A 17,108-nucleotide genomic window follows, 5' to 3' on the forward strand; every position below is an offset into this window, starting at 1 on the left:
CTTCTCTCGGGCGCGGGCAGGCGAGCCCAATCTACGACAGCCGCAGCGGTGGGCCGCGACCGCGTCCACGGCTACCGGTGCTCGATCTGCCCCGCGTGGCCTTGGCGACCTGTTCGGGGCCGCCGGGTGTGGAGGTCGCGTCGGAGGATGTCCTTTCCTCCACGACCGTTCCACACCCGCTCGGGAGTCGGGAACCGCCCACCGCTGGCGTGCTCGACAGCGGCCAGCACCTCGTGCTCGTCCCGGTCGAGGACGACCAGGTTCACGCCGGGCTGCGGCGCATACAGGAGCGCAGGGTCGTGCCACCGGCCGACGACCCCGGCGTTGCCGTGCCCGTGGGCGGCGGCGACCTCGGGCGTGAGCTGATAGACGAGGTAGCGACTGCGCCCCATCGTGAGGATGTAGACATCGGCGATGTCGGCCCAGCTCGCGGCGACGCCCGCTCGCCCGGTGACCTCGATCCCGTGCCCGTCGACCCGGAGCTCAAACGGTCGACGTGTACCCATCAGCAGGTCCTGCAGGGCGTCGAGCACCCTGTTCCCCGACTGCGTCGACCGAGCGACGAACGCGTCCTGCGGCTCCGTCATCCCTCTTCCCCTCGTGCGACGACCGAACCCGCGACAGCGTAACCAGTTCGTGGGGCGGCATCGTGAAAGCGGAGAACGGTTGGCGACACAGAGGGGACATGAGACCCATGCGAGGTGTGCTCGCCGGCGCGGCGATCGGTTCCCTGCTGCTGACCGCGTGCTCAGCCACGCAGCTCCCCCCGCCGCAGGCGGCCGGCCCCGGGGCGATCCCGCTCGCCGCGTTCGACTCCTGCGACGACTTGCTGACCCACCTCAAGACCGAGGCTGCCGAGCAGGTGACCGCGTGGGGGTTGGGGCCGTCCGGGCCGATCATGTTCGGCGTCGAGGACCAGGCCGCCTCCGATGGCGCCGAGACCAGTGCCGGCGGCGCGGGTGCTGGTGACTCGTCGGTATCGAGTACCAACAACCAGGTCGAGGGCGTCGATGAGGCGGACGTCGTCAAGACCAACGGCGAGGTCATCGTCACGTCGGTCAGCGGCAGGATCCGGGTCGTCGATGTCGCAACGGCGGAGGTCGTGGCGACGATCCCCGTGCCTGGGATGGCCGAGGGCGGCGCCGAGCTGCTCCTGGACGACGACGACCTCGTGGTGCTCGCCAGCGAGTGGGGTGGGTGGGCGGCCGACGGCGCCGCGCCCGCGGAGCGCACCACGATCCACCGCGTCGACCTCAGCGACCCGGCGAACCCCGAGGTCGTGGGAACCACCCGGGTCGAAGGGAGCTACCGCTCGGCACGGATGATCGACGGGACCGTGCGGCTCGTGCTGGTCAGCCAGCCCCCGGGTCTGGTCTTCACCCATCCCGAGGACGGCTCGCTGTCGGCCGAGGCCGAGGCGCTCGAGGCCAACCGGCAGGTCGTCGCCGACTCGACCATCGATGACTGGCTGCCGCACCGCCAGCCGATGGATGGCTCGGGCACCGGTGGCACACCCGAGCTGCTGCTCGACTGCACGGCGATCGGCCGCCCCGGCGACTTCAGCGGTTTCTCGACCGTCTCGGTGGTCACCCTCGACGACGACGGCGACGCCGCCCCGACCTCCGCCGCAGGCGTGCTCGCCGACGCCGGGACCGTGTACGCCTCGACCGACCGGCTGATCGTCGCCACCAGCCCCTGGTGGATGATGTGGGCCGACGGTGCCGACGAGGACGGCCCGCACACCGACCTGCACTCCTTCGACATCTCCGACGCCGGCGCCACCACCTACGTCGCCTCCGGCCGCGTCGACGGCTGGCTGCTCAACCAGTTCTCGCTCGACTCCGCCGATGGCATCACGCGCGTGGCGACCACGCGCACCCCGCCATCGGCGGCCGAGCCGAGCTCCTCCTCCCTCGTCGTCCTCACCGAGGACGGCGACGAGCTGGTCGAGACGGGCCGGGTCGACGGCCTCGGCGCGACCGAGCAGATCTACGCGGTGCGCTACCTCGGACCCGAGCTGGCCGCCGTCGTCACCTTCCGGCAGACCGACCCGCTCTACCTCATCGACACCAGCGACCCGAGCGCCCCCCGCGTCACCGGCGAGCTCAAGATCCCGGGCTACTCCGCCTACCTGCACCCGCTGGGCGAGGGCCGGCTGCTGGGGATCGGGCAGGACGCCACAGACGAGGGCCAGACCACGGGCCTGCAGGCGTCGCTGTTCGACATCGCCGACACCAGCTCGCCGCAGCGGATCGGGCAGGTGACCTGGGAGCACACCTCGTCGACGGCGGAGTGGGACCACCGCGCGTTCCTGCTCTGGGAGGACCGCGTGTACCTGCCGGCGGAGACCTACGACTGGGAGTCGGACACCGACGGCACCGGCAAGCCGCAGATCGGACTCGTCACAGTCGACCTGAGCGACGGCACCCTGACGGAGGGCCCGCGCATCGACACCGCCGGTGCGAACGACGCGTGGGCGGGCAACGTGATCCGGGTGCTCGTGATCGGCGACGACCTGTGGGCGGTCGGCCACTCCGACCTCTTCCGGTTCGACCTCGAGACCCTCGACGGCGGCGCTGTGGCGGTTCTCTGACTGCCCTCAGAGGATGCCGGCGACGCCGTCGAGCACGTGGCGAGGCCGCCGATCTGGATCCAGGTCGGCGGCCTCGGCCGCCGTCGAGTCGCCGGTGAGGACCAGGGCCGTCCCCGCGCCGGCGTCGACCCCCATCGCGATGTCGGTGGCGAGCCTGTCACCGACCATCAGCACGCGGTGGAGCGGGATCTCGGTGCCGGCGAGCGCGAGCTCGAGCACGGCGGGATCCGGCTTGCCGAAGGTCCGCTCGCAGGTCGCGCCGGTGCTGGCCTCGATCGCTGCCACGATCGCGGCGGCATCGGGCTCGCCGCGGCCACCGGGGTAGGGGCAGAACCGGTCCGGGTTGGTGCTCATCAGCCGCGCCCGCCGGTGGTACCAGATGGCGTCGAACGCGATCTGGAGCTTGCTGTAGCTGAAGGACCGGTCGTAGGACGCCAGCACGATGTCGATCACCTCCGGGTCCTGCCCGACGGCGATACCCGCCTCGGTCAGGGCCGTCACCACGGGCTCGGGTGCGATCGGGAAGACGACGGCGTCGGGCTCGTTGGTCTGCAACCACCGCACCGTGGTGACGGTCGGGGTGAGGATCTCGGCGAGATCGACCTCGATGCCGAGGCGCGTGAGCTTGTCGACGTACTGCCGGGGCGACCGCGTCACGTTGTTGGAGACGAACCGCACGAGCGCACCGCGCTCGCGAAGCGCACGGACGGTCTCGGCCGCACCGGGAAGCAGCTCGTCCCCGAGGTAGAGCGTGCCGTCGAGGTCGAAGACGTAGGCGTCATAGGCGGGCATCGACACCCGCGTGAGGTTACCTGTCCGGCGCAGCTGTGGCGCCGCCGTGCCGAGAAGCCGCACCCAGCGCGGTACCCCGCAGCGATGGACGCTCCGAACCGGTTGCGGTGACGCCGGCTTCGGATCATCGTTGGAGACACCGACGAGGAGGTGAGGATATGCGCGCGAAGGTGGGTGACCGGCTGGTCGTCGAAGGGCACACGGACGTCGAGAAACGACAGGAGGGCGAGATTCTCGAGGTCCGCGGGAGCAACGGCGAGCCGCCGTACGTGGTGAAGTGGTCCGACGGCCACGAAGGACTGACCTACCCGGGTCCGGACACGCACATCGTGTCGCCGGACTGAGCACCGGTCGTTCCTGCGATCCGCGATCTGGCCGTTCTGCTAACCGGGGATGCCTCGGCCCTTCCCGGCCGTGGGCACACCCTGGAAGGCAGCGATCCGCGCCCAGGCCTCGCTGACCGCCTGCTCCCCCGCGGCGAACGAGAGCCGGACGTACCTGCTGCCGTCGACCCCGTCGAAGTCGACACCGGGAACCAGGGCGACACCCTGTTCCTCGAGCAGAGCGCGGCACCAGGCGACCGAGTCCTGGTACCGACCAAGCGGGACACCTGCGTAGAGGTAGAACGCGCCGTCCGCTGGGGCGATCGGACCCCATCCGAGCCGCGCCGCGCCGTCGAGCGCGACCTGTCGGGTCCCGGCCAGCTCCGCGAGCCGCGCGTCGGCCTCGGCGTAGGAGGCGGGCTCGAAGGCCGCGAGCGCCGCGTGCTGCGCCGGGACCGGTGGGCACAGCGCCAGGTTGCCCGCGAGCGCGTCCACGGCATCGCGCAGATCGGCCGGGACCAGCGCCCAGCCGAGGCGCCACCCGGTCATGCCCCAGTACTTCGAGAACGAGGACACCACCACGGAGCCGACAGCGTCGTCGAGCTCCCATGCGCACGTGCCGCGCGGGTCGGGCGCGCCGGGTTCGGGGTAGGTGAGACCGTGATAGATCTCGTCGGAGACCAGCCGGGTGCCGCGCGCCGCGCACCAGGCGGCGATCTCGGCGAGCTCGGTGCGCGAGGTCATCGACCCGGTCGGGTTGGCAGGAGAGGCGAGCACCAGCCCGGCGAGCGGGCCCACCTGCTCGAGCAGCGCCGTCGTCGGCTGGAACCCGGTCTCGGGTCCGACGGCGATCTCCACGACCTCGCACCCGAGCGCGGCGAGGATGTTGCGGTAGGCCGGGTAACCGGGCCGGGTCAGGGCCACCCGGTCGCCGTGCTCGAACGCGGCGAGGAAGGCGAGCATGAAGGCGCCTGAGGAGCCGGTGGTCACGGCCACGTCGTCGGGCACGAGATCCAGGCCGTACCAGCGCCCGTAGTGGTCGGCGATCGCCTCCCGCAGGGGGGTGATCCCCAGCGCCGGGCTGTAGCCGAGCGGTGCCGAGCTCTCGTGCAACGCGGCCGCCCGCGCATGGACCTGCGCGGGGGCGCCGCCCGCGGGCTCACCCGCGCACAACGAGATCACGTCGCGCCCCGCCGCCCGCATGCGCTCGACCGCCGCGAGCACGGTCATCACCTGGAACGGGGGGACCTGCGATCGGCGTGAGGCACTCACTCGTCGTCGCTCGCGACCACCCGGACCAGCGACTCCCACAGATGCTCGACGTGGGCGGCCATGTCGACGTCGCGGTCGTAGAGCCACTGGATCTGCAGACCGTCACCGAGCGCCAGGGCGATGGTCGCGGCCATGTCCGGGTCGAGGGCGGGATTGATCGTGCCCTCGGCCTGCCCGACCCGCACGATCTCGGCGATGTGCGCACGGACGTCCTCGAACCGCTCGGCGAAGTACTCGTGCGCCGGGTGGTCCGCGTCGGCGGCCTCGACCGACAGCCGCGCGTACAGCATCACCAGCCCGGGCACGGTCGCGTTGTGGCGCAGCGAGTGCGCGAGCTGGTACGGGCCGTCGACGTCCCGGAGCCGCTCGCCGTCGAGCTCGTCCCGGCGCTTGAGCACCGCCGTCAACAGCTCGTCCTTACTCTCGAAGTAGTGCAGCAGCCCGGTCTGACTCAGCCCGACGGCGTCAGCCAGCTCGCGCAGGCTGGTGCCGCCGTAGCCCTCCCGGGCGACGACGTCCAGCGCGATGGTCAGGATCTCCTCGCGCTTCGCGATGCCCTTGCGGTAGGACCCCCGGGCTCCCATACGTCGAGGGTAATCGCGTTGTCAGCGCGACCTGACCGCCTTCTTCTCGGCATCGCGGAGCGCTTTCTCGCTCACGGGCTCGGAGCCGCTGGCACGAAGCCGCCGGTAGTAGTCGCGTGACTCGTCCTGACGCTGCTTCTCGACACCGGTCCCGATCGTCGCGCCCACGTGCTCGGGCGAGTAGCCGAAGGACTCGACGAGGTCGAGCGCGTAGGGGCGAAGGCGCGCCAGCAGCCGGTTGATGTACGAGGTCACTGTGCGGGCTCGCTGGCTCGAGATGCGGCCGTTGATCAGGTACCACGCGAGGTTGTGCTCGATCGTCACCAGGCCGAAGAGGTCGCGCAGCCAGGTGAGGACCTTCTTGGTGTCGGCGTCCTTGATCGTGGCGAGCGCCTCCGTGAAGGCCTCCCACTGGAGCAGGTCGGCGTGCGCGCGAGCCGCCTCGATCAGGTCGTTCTGGTTCTCGTTGAAGATCCGAGCAGCCTCGTCGGCAGGGGCGTCCTTGGCGTGGCGGAGCGCGTCAGCGATCACCTCCACCATCGTCTCGACGCGCTCCTCGAGCAGCTCGCGCTGCACGGCGGGCTCGCGGATCTCCATCGCGGAGCGAGCGGCCGAGCCGAAGTCGGAGATCGACTGCGCGGCACGGCGCAGCGGCGTGCGGTGCAACGTCATGTCCGCGGCACGGTCGGCCACGTAGCGCACCGTCCCCGCGACGTCCATGCGGGCCATCGAGCGGCCGTAGTCGGTCAGCAGCCGCTTGCCGACCAGCTGCAGGAGCACGTTGTTGTCGCCCTCGAACGTGGCGTACACGTCCATGTCCGAGTGCCAGCCGGTGAACTTGTTCTCGGCCATGTACCCGGCGCCGCCGCAGGCCTCGCGGGCCTGCTGCACGGCCTCGAGGCAGAGCCAGGTGGTCGTCGGCTTGGACGCGGCGGCGAGGGTCTCGAGGTCCTCGCGGTCGGCATCGGTGTCGAACTCGCCCGAGAACACCTCGTGGAAGCGCTGCAGCAGGTGGTTGTGGTTGAACTGCGCCGCATAGGTGCGGGCGAGCAGCGGCAGCAGCCGGCGCTGGTGGCGCTGGTAGTCGAGCAGCACGGTCTCGGTGTGCGGGTCGTCGGCGGTGAACTGCCGGCGCTCGTTGCCGTACCGGATCGCGGTGGCCAGCGCCATCTTCGAGACGGCGTTCGCCGCACCCGAGAGCGACACGCGGCCCTGCACCAATGTGCCGAGCATCGTGAAGAAGCGGCGCCCGGGGCTGTCGATGGAGGAGCTGTAGGTGCCGTCGGCGCTGACGTCGCCGTAGCGGTTCAGCAGGTTGCGGCGAGGCACCCGCACGTGGTCGAAGGCGAGCCGGCCGTTGTCGATGCCGTTGAGGCCACCCTTGAGCCCGTCGTCCTCGCTGGAGACCCCCGGCAGCAGCGCGCCGGCGCGGCCATCGGGCCCGACTTCACGGATCGGGGTGAAGAAGGCGTGCACGCCGTGGTTGACCCCGCGCGTGATGAGCTGCGCGAACACGACCGCGGCAACGCCGTCCTTCGCGGCGTTGCCGAGGTACTCCTTCCACGCAGCCCGGAACGGGGTGTGGAGGACGAACTCCTCGGTCTCGGGGTCGTAGGTGGCCGTGGTGCCGATCGCGGCGACGTCGGAGCCGTGCCCGATCTCGGTCATGGCGAACGCACCGGGCGTGGTCAGGTCCAACGCACCGGGAAGGAGCTCGTCGTGGTGACGCTCGGTGCCGAGGTGCAGGATCGCCGAGGCGAACAGACCCCACTGCACTCCGGCCTTGATCTGCAGCGACGGATCGCCGACGACCAGCTCCTCGAAGCGCGCGAGGCTGCCGCCGTGGTCGTCCTGCCCCCCGAGCCGCTCCGGGAACGCGCGCTGCACCGCGTTGCGCCTCACCAGCCCGTGAAGCTGCTCCAGCACCCGCTCCCGGTGCTCGGGATGCGTGAGACCGGGGATCCGGCGGAACTCGGGCTCCAGGCACAGGTCGCGGCTCTCGCGCCGCAACCCGGCCCAGCGGCCGTCGAGGGCGGCGTTGACCGCTGCGCGGTCGACCGTCAGGTTCGTGGTGCCGGTCTCTGGTGAGGTCAGCGTGGTGCTCATGACAACTCTCCTGTGCTTCTGATGCGTGAGGTCGCACTGGCTCCGCGCCAGAGCCAGCCGGCCAGCAGGTCGACCATCTGTTCGGCGCTGAGGCGGTTCTCGGGTTGGGTGTTCAGCCAGCGTTCGCCCGCGCCGCGGACGAAACCGACCATGCCGTCGGCCCACAGCCCGGCGAGTCGACCATCGGCATCAGCCGTGCCGAGGATCTCGCCGAGAGGGACAGCCACGGCCTCCGCGACCGTGGACAGGAACGTCGACATCGTGGCGCCGCCGGGCTGCGCGGTGACGAACCGGTAGACGTTGGGCGAGCGCGTCAGCGTGCTGACGTAGATCTCGACCATCGAACGCATGCGCTCCTGCGCCGTGCCCTCGGCGCGGGAGGCGGCGGCCAGCGCATCCGCGATCTCGTCGAGGACGTCCTGCCCGACGGCGGCCTGCAGGCCGGACTTGTCCGTGAAGTACCGATAGACGATCGACTTGCTCGTCCCCATGGCCGACGCCATCTCGTCCATCGAGAGCTCGGGCCCGCTGCGGTGCACGGCCTTGCGCGCGGCGCGGCTCAGCTCGGCCCGGCGCTGCTCCCGGTGCGCCTCCCAGCGCGTGGAGCGGCCGTCGGCGGCGTCTGCGCGGTCGAGATCGTCGGACGTGATCGGGGTCACGGACTCAGAGTATCAGGTACTGTAGGTCTCAGACAGTTCCGCACGTCGGTCCGGCCGGCGATGACCACAGCCACACGAGGCGAGGTTCGATGAGCAAGCGCAACGGGGCGAGCCAGTCCCAGCCCAGCACCCAGTCCAGCCCGACCCCCCAGACCCGGCGCGCCGCCGTCGTCGGCGCCAACAGACTTCCCTTCGGCAAGGCGGGCGGGACGTACTCGTCCGCGTCCAACCTCGACATGCTGACGGCGGCCCTCTCGGGCCTCGTGGCGCGCTACGGGCTCGCCGGCGAGCGGCTCGGCGAGGTCACCGCCGGAGCGGTGCTCAAGCACTCCCGCGACTTCAACCTCACGCGTGAGGCGGTCCTGGGTGCGAGCCTGTCGGCGCAGACGCCGGCCTCCGACGTCCAGCGCGCCTGCGGGACCAGCCTCGAGTCCACCTGGTCGGTCGCGAACAAGATCGCGCTCGGGCAGATCGACTCCGGGATCGCCGGCGGCACGGACTCGACCTCGGACGCGCCGATCGTGGTGAGCGACCGGTTGCGCCGCACGCTGATCAAGCTCTCGCGGGCGAAGACCGTGCCGCAGCGGCTGCAGCTGCTCGCCGGGCTCCGCCCCGGCGATCTGGTGCCGGTCGCGCCCGATGTCGCGGAGCCGCGCACCGGGTTGTCGATGGGTGAGCATCAGGCGCTGACCACGCGGCAGTGGGGCATCACGCGCGAGGCGCAGGACGAGATCGCGCTGGCCTCGCACCACAACCTCGCCGCTGCGTACGACCGGGGCTTCTTCGACGACCTGCTCACCCCGTACCGGGGGCTCACGCGCGACGAGTCGCTGCGCGCCGACACCTCCGCCGACAAGCTGACGAAGCTGAAGCCGGTGTTCGGGCTCAAGGGCGGCGACGGCGCGAAGGCGACCATGACGGCCGGCAACTCGACGCCGCTCTCCGACGGCGCCGCCACCGTGCTGCTCGCCTCCGACGAATGGGCCGCCGAGCGCGGACTGCCGGTGCTGGCGCACGTGGTCGACGCCGAGGCCGCCGCGGTGGACTTCGTGCGTGGCGAGGACGGGCTGCTGATGGGTGGTGCCTACGCGGTGCCGCGCCTGCTGCACCGCAACGGCCTCACGCTCGACGACTTCGCCTTCCTCGAGATCCACGAGGCGTTCGCCTCGACCGTGCTGACGACGATCGCGGCCTGGGCCGACGAGGACTGGTCGCAGCGCAAGGTCGGGCTGCCCGCGATCGGGGAGATCGATCGCAGCCGGCTCAACGTGACCGGCTCCTCGCTGGCCGCCGGCCACCCGTTCGCCGCGACCGGTGCGCGGATCGTCGGCACGCTCGCGAAGCTGCTCGCCGAGAAGAAGGCCACGCAGGGCGAGGGACCGGTGCGCGGGCTCATCTCCGTGTGCGCCGCCGGCGGCCAGGCTGTCGCGATGATCCTGGAGGCGTGATCCATGGCTGCTGATACCTACCTGGAGCTCGTCAACTCCGGCTTCACCAAGCAGCTCGCGAAGAAGCTCGGCCTGCCGCGCCCGGCGAAGCTGCGCCGCACCGACCCCCGGCACGTGGACCGCCCGCTCGCCGCAGGACCGGTGGTCGTGCTCGGGGAAGGATCCGACGCCGATGCGCTCGCCAACGCCCTGCTCGACTGGGATGTCGACGTCCGGCGGCACGTGACGATCGGCACGAAGGTCGGCGCGATCGTGGTGGTGCTGACCGACATCGTCGACCCGGTGCAGGCGAGCCAGCGGGTGCTCGCGACCGCGGGGATGCTGCGCGACCTGGTCCCGAGCGGGCGGGTGATCTCGGTGTCGCGATCGGTCGGCGAGGGCGATCCGCCGGCGGTGGCCGCAGCGCGTGCCGGGGTCGACGGGCTCGTGCGCTCGCTCGGCAAGGAGCTGCGCGCCGGAGCCACGGCCAACGGCGTGGTGCTCGAGGACGGCGTCGCGATCGACGGCGTGAGCGTGCTCGGCGCGATCCGCTTCTTCCTCTCCGCCCGCAGCGCCTATGTGGACGGCCAGCTGCTGGCCGTCGGCGACGGCGGCCGCGCACCCGCGGACTGGACCCGACCGCTCGAGGGTCAGGTCGCCGTCGTCACCGGCGCCGCTCGTGGCATCGGGGCGGCGATCGCGCGGGTGCTGCACCGCGACGGCGCGACCGTGATCGGGGTGGACATGCCGGCCTCCGGTGAGTCGCTCAGCACGGTGATGAACGAGGTCTCGGGCGTCGCGCTGCAGCTCGACATCACCGCCGACGACGCCGCCTTCAGGATCATGGAGCTCGCTCGCTCGCGCTTCGGGCGGCTCGACCTCGTGGTCCACAACGCCGGCATCACGCGCGACAAGCTGCTCGCGAACATGACGCCCGAGCGGTGGGACTCGGTGATCGCCGTCAACATCGCGGCGCAGCTGACGATGAACGAGGCCTTCATGGCGGCCGAGGGCCTCTCGCCCGACGGCCTCCACCTCGTCTCGCTCGCCTCGACCTCCGGGATCGCCGGCAACCGCGGCCAGACCAACTACGCGTTCTCCAAGGCCGGAGTCATCGGGGCCACCCAGGCACTCGGCCGCGAGCTCGCACCGTCGGGCGGCACGGCCAACGCCGTCGCCCCCGGCTTCATCGAGACCGACATGACCGCCTCGATCCCGCCGGTGACCAGGCAGGTCGCGCGGCGGCTGAGCTCCTTGCAGCAGGGCGGGCTCCCGGTGGACGTGGCCGAGGCGATCGCGTTCCTCGCCTCCCCGCAGGCCGGTGGCGTCAACGGCCAGGTGCTGCGGGTGTGCGGGCAGAACATGGTCGGTCGCTGATGGCCGACATGACGGAGGTCCGCCTCACACAGGTTCCCAGCCTCGGGTCCCTCTACGCGCAGGCGCTCGGGCGGTTGGCACAGACCGTCATGGCGATGCGTCCGGCGACGGCGCTGCCCCAGGTGCGGTACGTCGTCGACGGCGTGCACGCCGACGCCGACCAGCTCGCCGCCTACCAGCAGCTGCTGGGCGAGCCCGGCACCGATGTGCTGCCCGCCGGGTACGTGCACGTGCTGGCCTTCCCCGTCGCGATGGCCGTGATGGCGCGCGCGGACTTCCCCCTGCCCCTGCTGGGGATGGTGCACCTCGCGAACACGGTCGAGCAGCGTTCGCCTGGGCGTCTGGGCGATCGCCTCGACGTCCGCGCCTGGGCCGAGGGGCTGCGTGCGCACCGCGTCGGCACGCAGGTCGACCTCGTGACAGAGGTCAGCCGCGAAGGCGAGATCCTCTGGCGCGGTGTCAGCACGTATCTGGCCAAGGGCAAGAAGCTCGCGAGCGCCGCGCCGGGCGAGCCGGGCGAACGCCCCGAGGCCGCGCTCCCTCCGGTGACGGGGCAGTGGAAGCTGCGCGCCGACGTCGGGCGTCGGTACGCAGCGGTCTCGGGCGATCGGAACCCGATCCATCTCTCGGCGCTGACCGCGAAGCTGTTCGGCTTCCCTCGCGCGATCGCGCACGGGATGTACACGGCCTCGCGCGCGCTCGCCACGGTCGGCGCGCCTGGCGATGAGGCGTTCCGGTGGAACGTGGAGTTCGGGAAGCCGGTGCTGCTCCCCGGCACGGTGACGTTCGGCCTCGCGCCCGCCGAGGGTGGCGGGCACACGTACGCCGGGTGGGATGCCAGGAGCGGGAAGGTCTACTTCACAGGCTCGGTCATCGCCACCTCGTGACCGCGCCCCGCCTCACCGCCTCACCCGCCCGACCAGCCGCCTCACCCACCTGACCCACACCGCCGGGAAAGCGTTCTGGGGACTCCTCGGTCCAATCGGTGGACCGCCCTCACCCCAGAGCGGCGCGACCCCTCCGCATCCCCTGCCCAACTGCAACTCTGGCATTGCACATTGATGGACAAGGGGCTACCGTTGCTGCAACCTACTAGTTGCAGTTGGAGAGTCGCATGAGCCAGGCACAGATCGACATCGAGACCAGCACGGTGAGCCGCACGCTCCGGATCGAGGCACCGCCCGTGCTCGTCTGGGCGGCGCTCACCGCCCCCGAGCAGATCGACCAGTGGTTCGGCCAGCGCGCCGAGTTCCCCGACGGCGTCCACCTGGGCGCCGAGGGCTCGTTCGGCTGGACCGACCACGGTGACTTCCCCGCACGCATCGAGGCGTACGAGCCGCACACCCGGTTTGCGTTCGCCTGGGGTACGCCGGGCGAACCGATCCGCGACGACAACTCGACCACCGCGACCTTCACGTTGACCGCCGAGGGCGGGGCCACCGTGCTCACCGTCGTCGAGACTGGTTTCGACACCCTGGCGCCCGACGACGTCAAGCGGCGCGCGGCCATGGCGGACAACGCGCAGGGGTGGACCGCGGAGCTCGACGAGCTGAGCGCGTACGTGACATCGCTGCCCGAGGGGCGCACCGCCGTCGGGGACCTCGAGGCTGGCACGATCACGCGCACGATCCTCGTGGAGGCCGATCAGGCCACGACGTGGTCCGCGCTCACCACGCTGGAGTCGATCGGTGCCTGGTGGGGGCACCCGGCGGACTTCCCCGACGGCGTCCGGCCGGGTTCGCTCGGCACGTTCGAGTGGGTGGGCCACGGGTCGTTCCCCGTGCTGATCGACACCGCCGACGAGCCGAGCCGGTTCGCTCTCACCTGGGGCCGAGCTGGGCGAGACCACCCCCGGGGCCACCGCGACCAAGGTCACCTTCACGCTCACCAGCGCCGGCGACCAGACCCTGCTGACGGTCGTGGAGACCGGCTTCGAGAACCGCGAGGCGGCAGCCCGCCGGGCGGCGATGGAGGGCAACGTCGAGGGATGGAACCTCGTGCTCGACTCGTTCGCGCGGTTCGTCGAGGGGCGGTCATGACCTCCTCGGTGGAGCTGGCCGAGGTCACCAGCATGTGTGGCGCCCTGGCCGATGAGTCACGGTGGCAGATCCTGCGCCTCATCGGTGAGGAGGCGCTCTCGGCGAGCGAGCTGGCCGAGCGCATGCCGATCAGCCGACAGGCGATCGCGCGGCACCTCGGCGTGCTCGCCGACGCCGGTCTGGCCGAGCCCGAGCACGCAGGCAAACAGCTGCGCTACCGGGCCATCGGCGGCCGGCTCAGCGAGCTCGCCGGGCACCTCGAGACCATCGGCCGTGGCTGGGACCGCCGCCTCGAGCGCATCAAGACGATCGCCGAGCGCGCCGCAGCAGACGACTGACCCCGCGCCGCCGCTGCGCAGGTCGGGTGCGGAGGGCGGGGCGGCGATGTCAGCGGACGCTGTCGACACCGAGGTTCGCGAGGGCGTCGGCGCGCTCGTTGCCGGGGTCGCCGGCGTGGCCCTTGACCCAGATCCACATCACCTCGTGGCGTTCGACCTGCACCTCGAGCTCGCGCCACAGGTCGGCGTTCTTGACCGGCTTCTTGTCGGCGGTGCGCCAGCCGTTGCGCTTCCAGCCGTGAATCCACTTCTGCATGCCGTTCATCACGTACGCAGAGTCGACGTGCAGCTTCACCGCGCAGGGCCGCTTCAGCGCACCGAGCCCCTCGATGACCGCCTGCAGCTCCATGCGGTTGTTGGTGGTGCTCGCGTCGCCGCCGTAGAGCTCCTTCTCGACGCCGTCCCACCGGATCAGCGCGCCCCAGCCACCTGGTCCGGGGTTGCCCTTGCACGCGCCATCGGTCCACATCTCGACGCTGTCGAGGCCACCCTGGCCAGCAGCCGGGTCGGGATCGTGCTTCGTCACGCGGTCGCGAGAGTGGCAGCGATCGCGGAGCTGAAGAACCGCAGCCCGTCGGTGCCGGGGCCGAAGCCCTGCTCGGTCGCGTGCTCGGGGTGCGGCATCAGGCCGACGACGTTGCCTCGCGCATTGGTGATCCCGGCGATGTCACGGCGCGAGCCGTTCGGGTTGCCACCCGCCCGGGGGTTCCGCCCCCGTGTGCCCCCGTCGGAGCTGTCGGCGACGTAGCGGAACACCACGCGCCCCTCGCCCTCGAGCTCGTCGAGGGTGCGCTCGTCGGCGATGAACTGGCCGTCCTGGTTCTTGAGGGGCACCACGATCTCCTCGCCGGCACCGAACTGGTGGGTCCAGGCGGTGTCGGCGTTCTCGACGCGCAAGGTCTGGTCCTTGCACACGAAGTGCAGGTGCTCGTTCTTCACCATGGCGCCGGCCAGCAGGTGCGACTCGCACAGGATCTGGAAGCCGTTGCAGATGCCGAGCACCGGCATCCCGCCGTTGGCGGCATCGGTGATGCTGGCCATCATCGGCGCGAACCGGGAGATCGCGCCGGCGCGCAGGTAGTCGCCATAGGAGAAGCCACCGGGCAGCACCACCGCGTCGACACCGGCGAGGTCGGAGTCCGCGTGCCACAGCCGCACCGGCTCGCCACCGGCGAGCCGGATCGCGCGGGCGGCATCCCGGTCGTCGAGCGAGCCGGGGAACGTGACGACCCCGACGCGGGCGGTCATGCCGACTCCTGGACGTGGACCGACACGACATCCTCGATCACCGGGTTGCTGAGGACCTCAGCGGCAGCCGTGCGTGCCTGCTCCAGCACCTCCTCGGTCACCTCGCCCTCGACCTCGAGCTCGAACCGCTTGCCCTGGCGGACCGAGGCGAAGGAGGTGAAGCCGAGCCGCGGCAGCGCACCGGCGACCGCCTTGCCCTGGGGGTCCAGGATCTCCGGCTTGGGCATGACCTCGACGATCACTGTGGCCACGGGTGTACTCCTCGACTCGCACGTCTTCGACCGACCTGCAGCCTATCTTTCGACAGCGCGAGTGCTCTCCCGCACCACAATATCTGGACGGGGCACGCACAGGCGAGCCCCGCCGTCGGGAGCTTGCTCGAGCTGAGCGAGCAGCATCGAGCAGACCGCATCCGCGATCTCCTCGTTCCCGGGCTCGATCGTCGACAGCGAGGGCACCGCGAACCTGCTGCTCGGGAGGTTGTCGAAACCGATGACCGAGACCTGCTCCGGGACCGCGATCCCCCGGTCGATCAGCGCCCGCAGCGCCCCGTACGCCGCCGAATCGGTGAGGGCGAACACGCCGTCGGGGACCACGCCGCGGTCCAGCAGCGCGCCCAGTGCCTCCCACCCCTCCTCGGCGGCGAGCCCGCAGTCCACGATCAGATCCGGGTCGACATCGATGCCGCGCGCCTCGAGCGCTTCCCGGTAGCCGCGCACCCGCAGCTCCTGCGCCGACTCGTGCGGACCCTCGAAGCCGCCGAGGGCGACGATCGAGCGAGCACCGCCGTCGAGGAGATGCTCGACTGCGAGCCGGGCACCGCCGACGTTGTCCATGCGGACGTGATGGAAGCGGTCGCTCACGGCGCGCTCCCCCACCAGCACGAGGGGCTTGTCCGGCTGCAGCAGCTCCAGGTCGTCGACCTCGCCCGCCGCGAGCGCGAGCACGAGCGCGTCGTAGCTGTCGAGGTGGCTGGCCGCGAGCGAGTCCAGCTCACCCGTGAGCTCGCCGCCCGTGCTCTCGACGGCGAGCCGGTACCCCCGCGCGCGCAGCCGGCGGCCGAGACGCGCCGCCAGCGCGCCGAAGTACTCGGTGCCGAGCCCGGGCACCGCGAACCCGATCACCCCGGTGCGGCCACGGCGCAGCGACCGTGCTGTCGGGTTCACGCGGTACCCGAGCTCGGCGATCGCGGCCAGCACCCGCTCACGCGTCGTCTCGCCCACGCGCGCGGAGCGGCCGTTGATGACGTTGGACACGGTCATCGTGGAGACGCCGGCGGCGGCCGCGACGTCGTGCATCGTCGCGCTCTTCGTCCGCTGCCCTCGATCCGCTCCTGCCATCGGTCAGCCGAACGCGCGCCCGGTGAGCCGCTCGTACGCCTCGACGTAACGCGCGCGGGTCCGCTCCACCACGTCCAGCGGCAGCGGCGGTGGCGGCGCGTCTCCCGCCCTGTCCCATCCCGACGCCGGAGATGTCAGCCAGTCCCGCACATACTGCTTGTCGAAGCTCGGCTGCGCGTGACCCGGTTCCCACGCGTCGGCGGGCCAGTAGCGCGAGGAGTCGGGGGTGAGCACCTCGTCGCCGAGGATGATCTCGTCGGTGCCCGGGATGCGCCCGAACTCGAACTTCGTGTCGGCGAGGATGACGCCGCGCTCGGCGGCGATCTCCGCCGCGCGCGTGTACAGCTCGAGCGTCAGGTCCCGCAGCCGTGTCGCGGCATCCTCGCCGACCGTGGCTGCCGCCTTCTCGAAGCTGACGTTCTCGTCGTGCTCGCCGAGGTCCGCCTTCGTCGCGGGCGTGAAGATCGGCTGCGGGAGCTTCGAGCCGTCGACCAGCCCCTCGGGCAGCGGCACCCCGCACACCGAGCCGCTCTGCTGGTACTCCACCAGGCCGGATCCGGTCAGGTAGCCGCGAGCCACGCACTCCACGGGGAACATCGCGAGCCGGCGGCAGATCATCGCGCGCCCGGCGACGGCAGCCGGCACATCGGTCGAGATCACATGGTTCGGCACCCCGAGCGTCTCGAACCACCACAGGCTCAGCGCGGTCAGCACCGCCCCCTTGTCCGGGATCGGGGTGGCGATCACGTGGTCGTAGGCGCTGATCCGGTCGCTCGCCACCACGAGCACCTCCTCACCGCCCGCCTCGGGCTCGTAGAGGTCACGGACCTTGCCTGAGTAGATATGCGTCCAGCCGGGGAGCTCAGCAACCATGCCCCGCATCCTTCCAGCCCGTGCGGCCAGCCGCTCACCCGGTCCGCCGGGTGGCCCAGCGCCCACCCAACCCGGCCGCTGGTGGCTCAGCGTCCATCCACCCCGGCCGCCGGTGGCCCAGCGTCCATCGGCCGCTG

Annotated in this window: 17 protein-coding genes; 6 read left to right on the top strand and 11 right to left on the bottom strand. The window is 71.4% G+C overall.

Annotated features, from left to right (window positions below):
- Positions 1-71 precede the first annotated feature (71 nt).
- The gene (locus GPA03_RS16670) at positions 72-587 is read right to left on the bottom strand and encodes a hypothetical protein (RefSeq protein ID WP_156253154.1); all 516 of its coding nucleotides are present in this window, start codon (positions 585-587) and stop codon (positions 72-74) included.
- Positions 588-685: 98 nt separating this feature from the next.
- Between GPA03_RS16670 and GPA03_RS16675 the strand changes: the two genes are divergently transcribed.
- On the top strand, positions 686-2,593 hold the full coding sequence (locus GPA03_RS16675) for a beta-propeller domain-containing protein (RefSeq protein ID WP_156253155.1): 1,908 nt from the start codon (positions 686-688) through the stop codon (positions 2,591-2,593).
- Positions 2,594-2,599: 6 nt separating this feature from the next.
- Here the strand turns inward: GPA03_RS16675 and GPA03_RS16680 are convergent, their stop codons facing one another.
- Positions 2,600-3,385, bottom strand: coding sequence for an HAD-IIA family hydrolase (locus GPA03_RS16680; protein ID WP_156253250.1), 786 nt, complete (start codon positions 3,383-3,385; stop codon positions 2,600-2,602).
- Between the two features lie 158 nt (positions 3,386-3,543).
- Between GPA03_RS16680 and GPA03_RS16685 the strand changes: the two genes are divergently transcribed.
- Positions 3,544-3,729: a DUF1918 domain-containing protein gene (locus GPA03_RS16685; protein ID WP_156253156.1), complete on the top strand. Its 186-nt coding sequence runs from the start codon at positions 3,544-3,546 to the stop codon at positions 3,727-3,729.
- Between the two features lie 39 nt (positions 3,730-3,768).
- Here GPA03_RS16685 and GPA03_RS16690 read toward each other — a convergent pair whose 3' ends face one another.
- Genes GPA03_RS16690 through GPA03_RS16705 form a run of 4 tightly spaced genes read right to left on the bottom strand, consistent with a single transcriptional unit; the run spans position 3,769 to position 8,329 of the window.
- Positions 3,769-4,938 (bottom strand): pyridoxal phosphate-dependent aminotransferase, encoded by a 1,170-nt coding sequence (locus tag GPA03_RS16690; protein WP_156253251.1) that lies wholly within the window; start codon positions 4,936-4,938, stop codon positions 3,769-3,771.
- A gap of 38 nt (positions 4,939-4,976) precedes the next feature.
- Positions 4,977-5,564: a TetR/AcrR family transcriptional regulator gene (locus GPA03_RS16695; RefSeq protein WP_194239534.1), complete on the bottom strand. Its 588-nt coding sequence runs from the start codon at positions 5,562-5,564 to the stop codon at positions 4,977-4,979.
- A 21-nt stretch (positions 5,565-5,585) separates the two neighbouring features.
- Positions 5,586-7,670 carry an acyl-CoA dehydrogenase family protein gene (locus GPA03_RS16700; RefSeq protein WP_156253157.1) on the bottom strand — a complete coding sequence of 695 codons (2,085 nt, stop codon included), beginning with the start codon at positions 7,668-7,670 and terminating at the stop codon, positions 5,586-5,588.
- Positions 7,667-8,329 carry a TetR/AcrR family transcriptional regulator gene (locus GPA03_RS16705; protein ID WP_241681349.1) on the bottom strand — a complete coding sequence of 221 codons (663 nt, stop codon included), beginning with the start codon at positions 8,327-8,329 and terminating at the stop codon, positions 7,667-7,669. Before GPA03_RS16705 ends, GPA03_RS16700 begins: the two co-directional genes overlap by 4 nt.
- Before the next feature lie 89 nt (positions 8,330-8,418).
- Between GPA03_RS16705 and GPA03_RS16710 the strand changes: the two genes are divergently transcribed.
- From GPA03_RS16710 to GPA03_RS22920, 4 genes are all read left to right on the top strand, one after another.
- Entirely contained in the window at positions 8,419-9,777 is a 1,359-nt protein-coding gene (locus GPA03_RS16710; protein WP_156253158.1) for an acetyl-CoA C-acetyltransferase, read from the top strand.
- A 3-nt stretch (positions 9,778-9,780) separates the two neighbouring features.
- On the top strand, positions 9,781-11,133 hold the full coding sequence (locus GPA03_RS16715) for a 3-oxoacyl-ACP reductase (RefSeq protein WP_156253159.1): 1,353 nt from the start codon (positions 9,781-9,783) through the stop codon (positions 11,131-11,133).
- Positions 11,133-12,020, top strand: coding sequence for a MaoC/PaaZ C-terminal domain-containing protein (locus GPA03_RS16720; protein ID WP_338325737.1), 888 nt, complete (start codon positions 11,133-11,135; stop codon positions 12,018-12,020). The genes GPA03_RS16715 and GPA03_RS16720 overlap by 1 nt, the downstream gene beginning before the upstream one ends.
- Before the next feature lie 227 nt (positions 12,021-12,247).
- Positions 12,248-13,510, top strand: a complete 1,263-nt coding sequence (locus GPA03_RS22920) for an SRPBCC domain-containing protein (protein WP_241681350.1) — start codon at positions 12,248-12,250, stop codon at positions 13,508-13,510.
- A gap of 49 nt (positions 13,511-13,559) precedes the next feature.
- Here the strand turns inward: GPA03_RS22920 and rnhA are convergent, their stop codons facing one another.
- Genes rnhA through GPA03_RS16760 form a run of 5 tightly spaced genes read right to left on the bottom strand, consistent with a single transcriptional unit; the run spans position 13,560 to position 16,971 of the window.
- Complete coding sequence (gene rnhA / locus GPA03_RS16740; protein WP_479681103.1) at positions 13,560-14,036, bottom strand: ribonuclease HI; 477 nt, start codon at positions 14,034-14,036, stop codon at positions 13,560-13,562.
- A complete protein-coding gene (gene purQ / locus GPA03_RS16745; protein WP_156253160.1) occupies positions 14,033-14,758 on the bottom strand; it encodes a phosphoribosylformylglycinamidine synthase subunit PurQ in 726 nt (241 codons plus the stop codon). The genes rnhA and purQ overlap by 4 nt, the downstream gene beginning before the upstream one ends.
- Positions 14,755-15,009 carry a phosphoribosylformylglycinamidine synthase subunit PurS gene (gene purS / locus GPA03_RS16750; protein WP_156253161.1) on the bottom strand — a complete coding sequence of 85 codons (255 nt, stop codon included), beginning with the start codon at positions 15,007-15,009 and terminating at the stop codon, positions 14,755-14,757. The genes purQ and purS overlap by 4 nt, the downstream gene beginning before the upstream one ends.
- A 42-nt stretch (positions 15,010-15,051) precedes the next feature.
- Positions 15,052-16,056, bottom strand: a complete 1,005-nt coding sequence (locus GPA03_RS16755) for a LacI family DNA-binding transcriptional regulator (RefSeq protein ID WP_162458400.1) — start codon at positions 16,054-16,056, stop codon at positions 15,052-15,054.
- 45 nt (positions 16,057-16,101) lie between these two features.
- Positions 16,102-16,971 carry a phosphoribosylaminoimidazolesuccinocarboxamide synthase gene (locus GPA03_RS16760; RefSeq protein ID WP_241681351.1) on the bottom strand — a complete coding sequence of 290 codons (870 nt, stop codon included), beginning with the start codon at positions 16,969-16,971 and terminating at the stop codon, positions 16,102-16,104.
- Positions 16,972-17,108: the final 137 nt, after the last annotated feature.

This window comes from Pseudactinotalea terrae, from assembly GCF_009733845.1.
Lineage (GTDB): Bacteria > Actinomycetota > Actinomycetes > Actinomycetales > Beutenbergiaceae > Pseudactinotalea > Pseudactinotalea terrae.

What these genes read in the sequence shown, in the direction of transcription:
- GPA03_RS16695 (WP_194239534.1), bottom strand. Translation starts at nt 5,564, where the DNA reads ATGGGAGCCCGGGGGTCCTACCGCAAGGGCATCGCGAAGCGCGAGGAG.
- GPA03_RS16700 (WP_156253157.1), bottom strand. Translation starts at nt 7,670, where the DNA reads ATGAGCACCACGCTGACCTCACCAGAGACCGGCACCACGAACCTGACG.
- GPA03_RS16670 (WP_156253154.1), bottom strand. Translation starts at nt 587, where the DNA reads ATGACGGAGCCGCAGGACGCGTTCGTCGCTCGGTCGACGCAGTCGGGG.
- GPA03_RS16755 (WP_162458400.1), bottom strand. Translation starts at nt 16,056, where the DNA reads ATGCACGACGTCGCGGCCGCCGCCGGCGTCTCCACGATGACCGTGTCC.
- GPA03_RS16685 (WP_156253156.1), top strand. Translation starts at nt 3,544, where the DNA reads ATGCGCGCGAAGGTGGGTGACCGGCTGGTCGTCGAAGGGCACACGGAC.
- GPA03_RS22920 (WP_241681350.1), top strand. Translation starts at nt 12,248, where the DNA reads ATGAGCCAGGCACAGATCGACATCGAGACCAGCACGGTGAGCCGCACG.
- GPA03_RS16690 (WP_156253251.1), bottom strand. Translation starts at nt 4,938, where the DNA reads ATGACCGTGCTCGCGGCGGTCGAGCGCATGCGGGCGGCGGGGCGCGAC.
- GPA03_RS16675 (WP_156253155.1), top strand. Translation starts at nt 686, where the DNA reads ATGAGACCCATGCGAGGTGTGCTCGCCGGCGCGGCGATCGGTTCCCTG.
- GPA03_RS16720 (WP_338325737.1), top strand. Translation starts at nt 11,133, where the DNA reads ATGGCCGACATGACGGAGGTCCGCCTCACACAGGTTCCCAGCCTCGGG.
- GPA03_RS16715 (WP_156253159.1), top strand. Translation starts at nt 9,781, where the DNA reads ATGGCTGCTGATACCTACCTGGAGCTCGTCAACTCCGGCTTCACCAAG.
- GPA03_RS16710 (WP_156253158.1), top strand. Translation starts at nt 8,419, where the DNA reads ATGAGCAAGCGCAACGGGGCGAGCCAGTCCCAGCCCAGCACCCAGTCC.
- GPA03_RS16680 (WP_156253250.1), bottom strand. Translation starts at nt 3,385, where the DNA reads ATGCCCGCCTATGACGCCTACGTCTTCGACCTCGACGGCACGCTCTAC.
- purQ (WP_156253160.1), bottom strand. Translation starts at nt 14,758, where the DNA reads ATGACCGCCCGCGTCGGGGTCGTCACGTTCCCCGGCTCGCTCGACGAC.
- GPA03_RS16760 (WP_241681351.1), bottom strand. Translation starts at nt 16,971, where the DNA reads ATGGTTGCTGAGCTCCCCGGCTGGACGCATATCTACTCAGGCAAGGTC.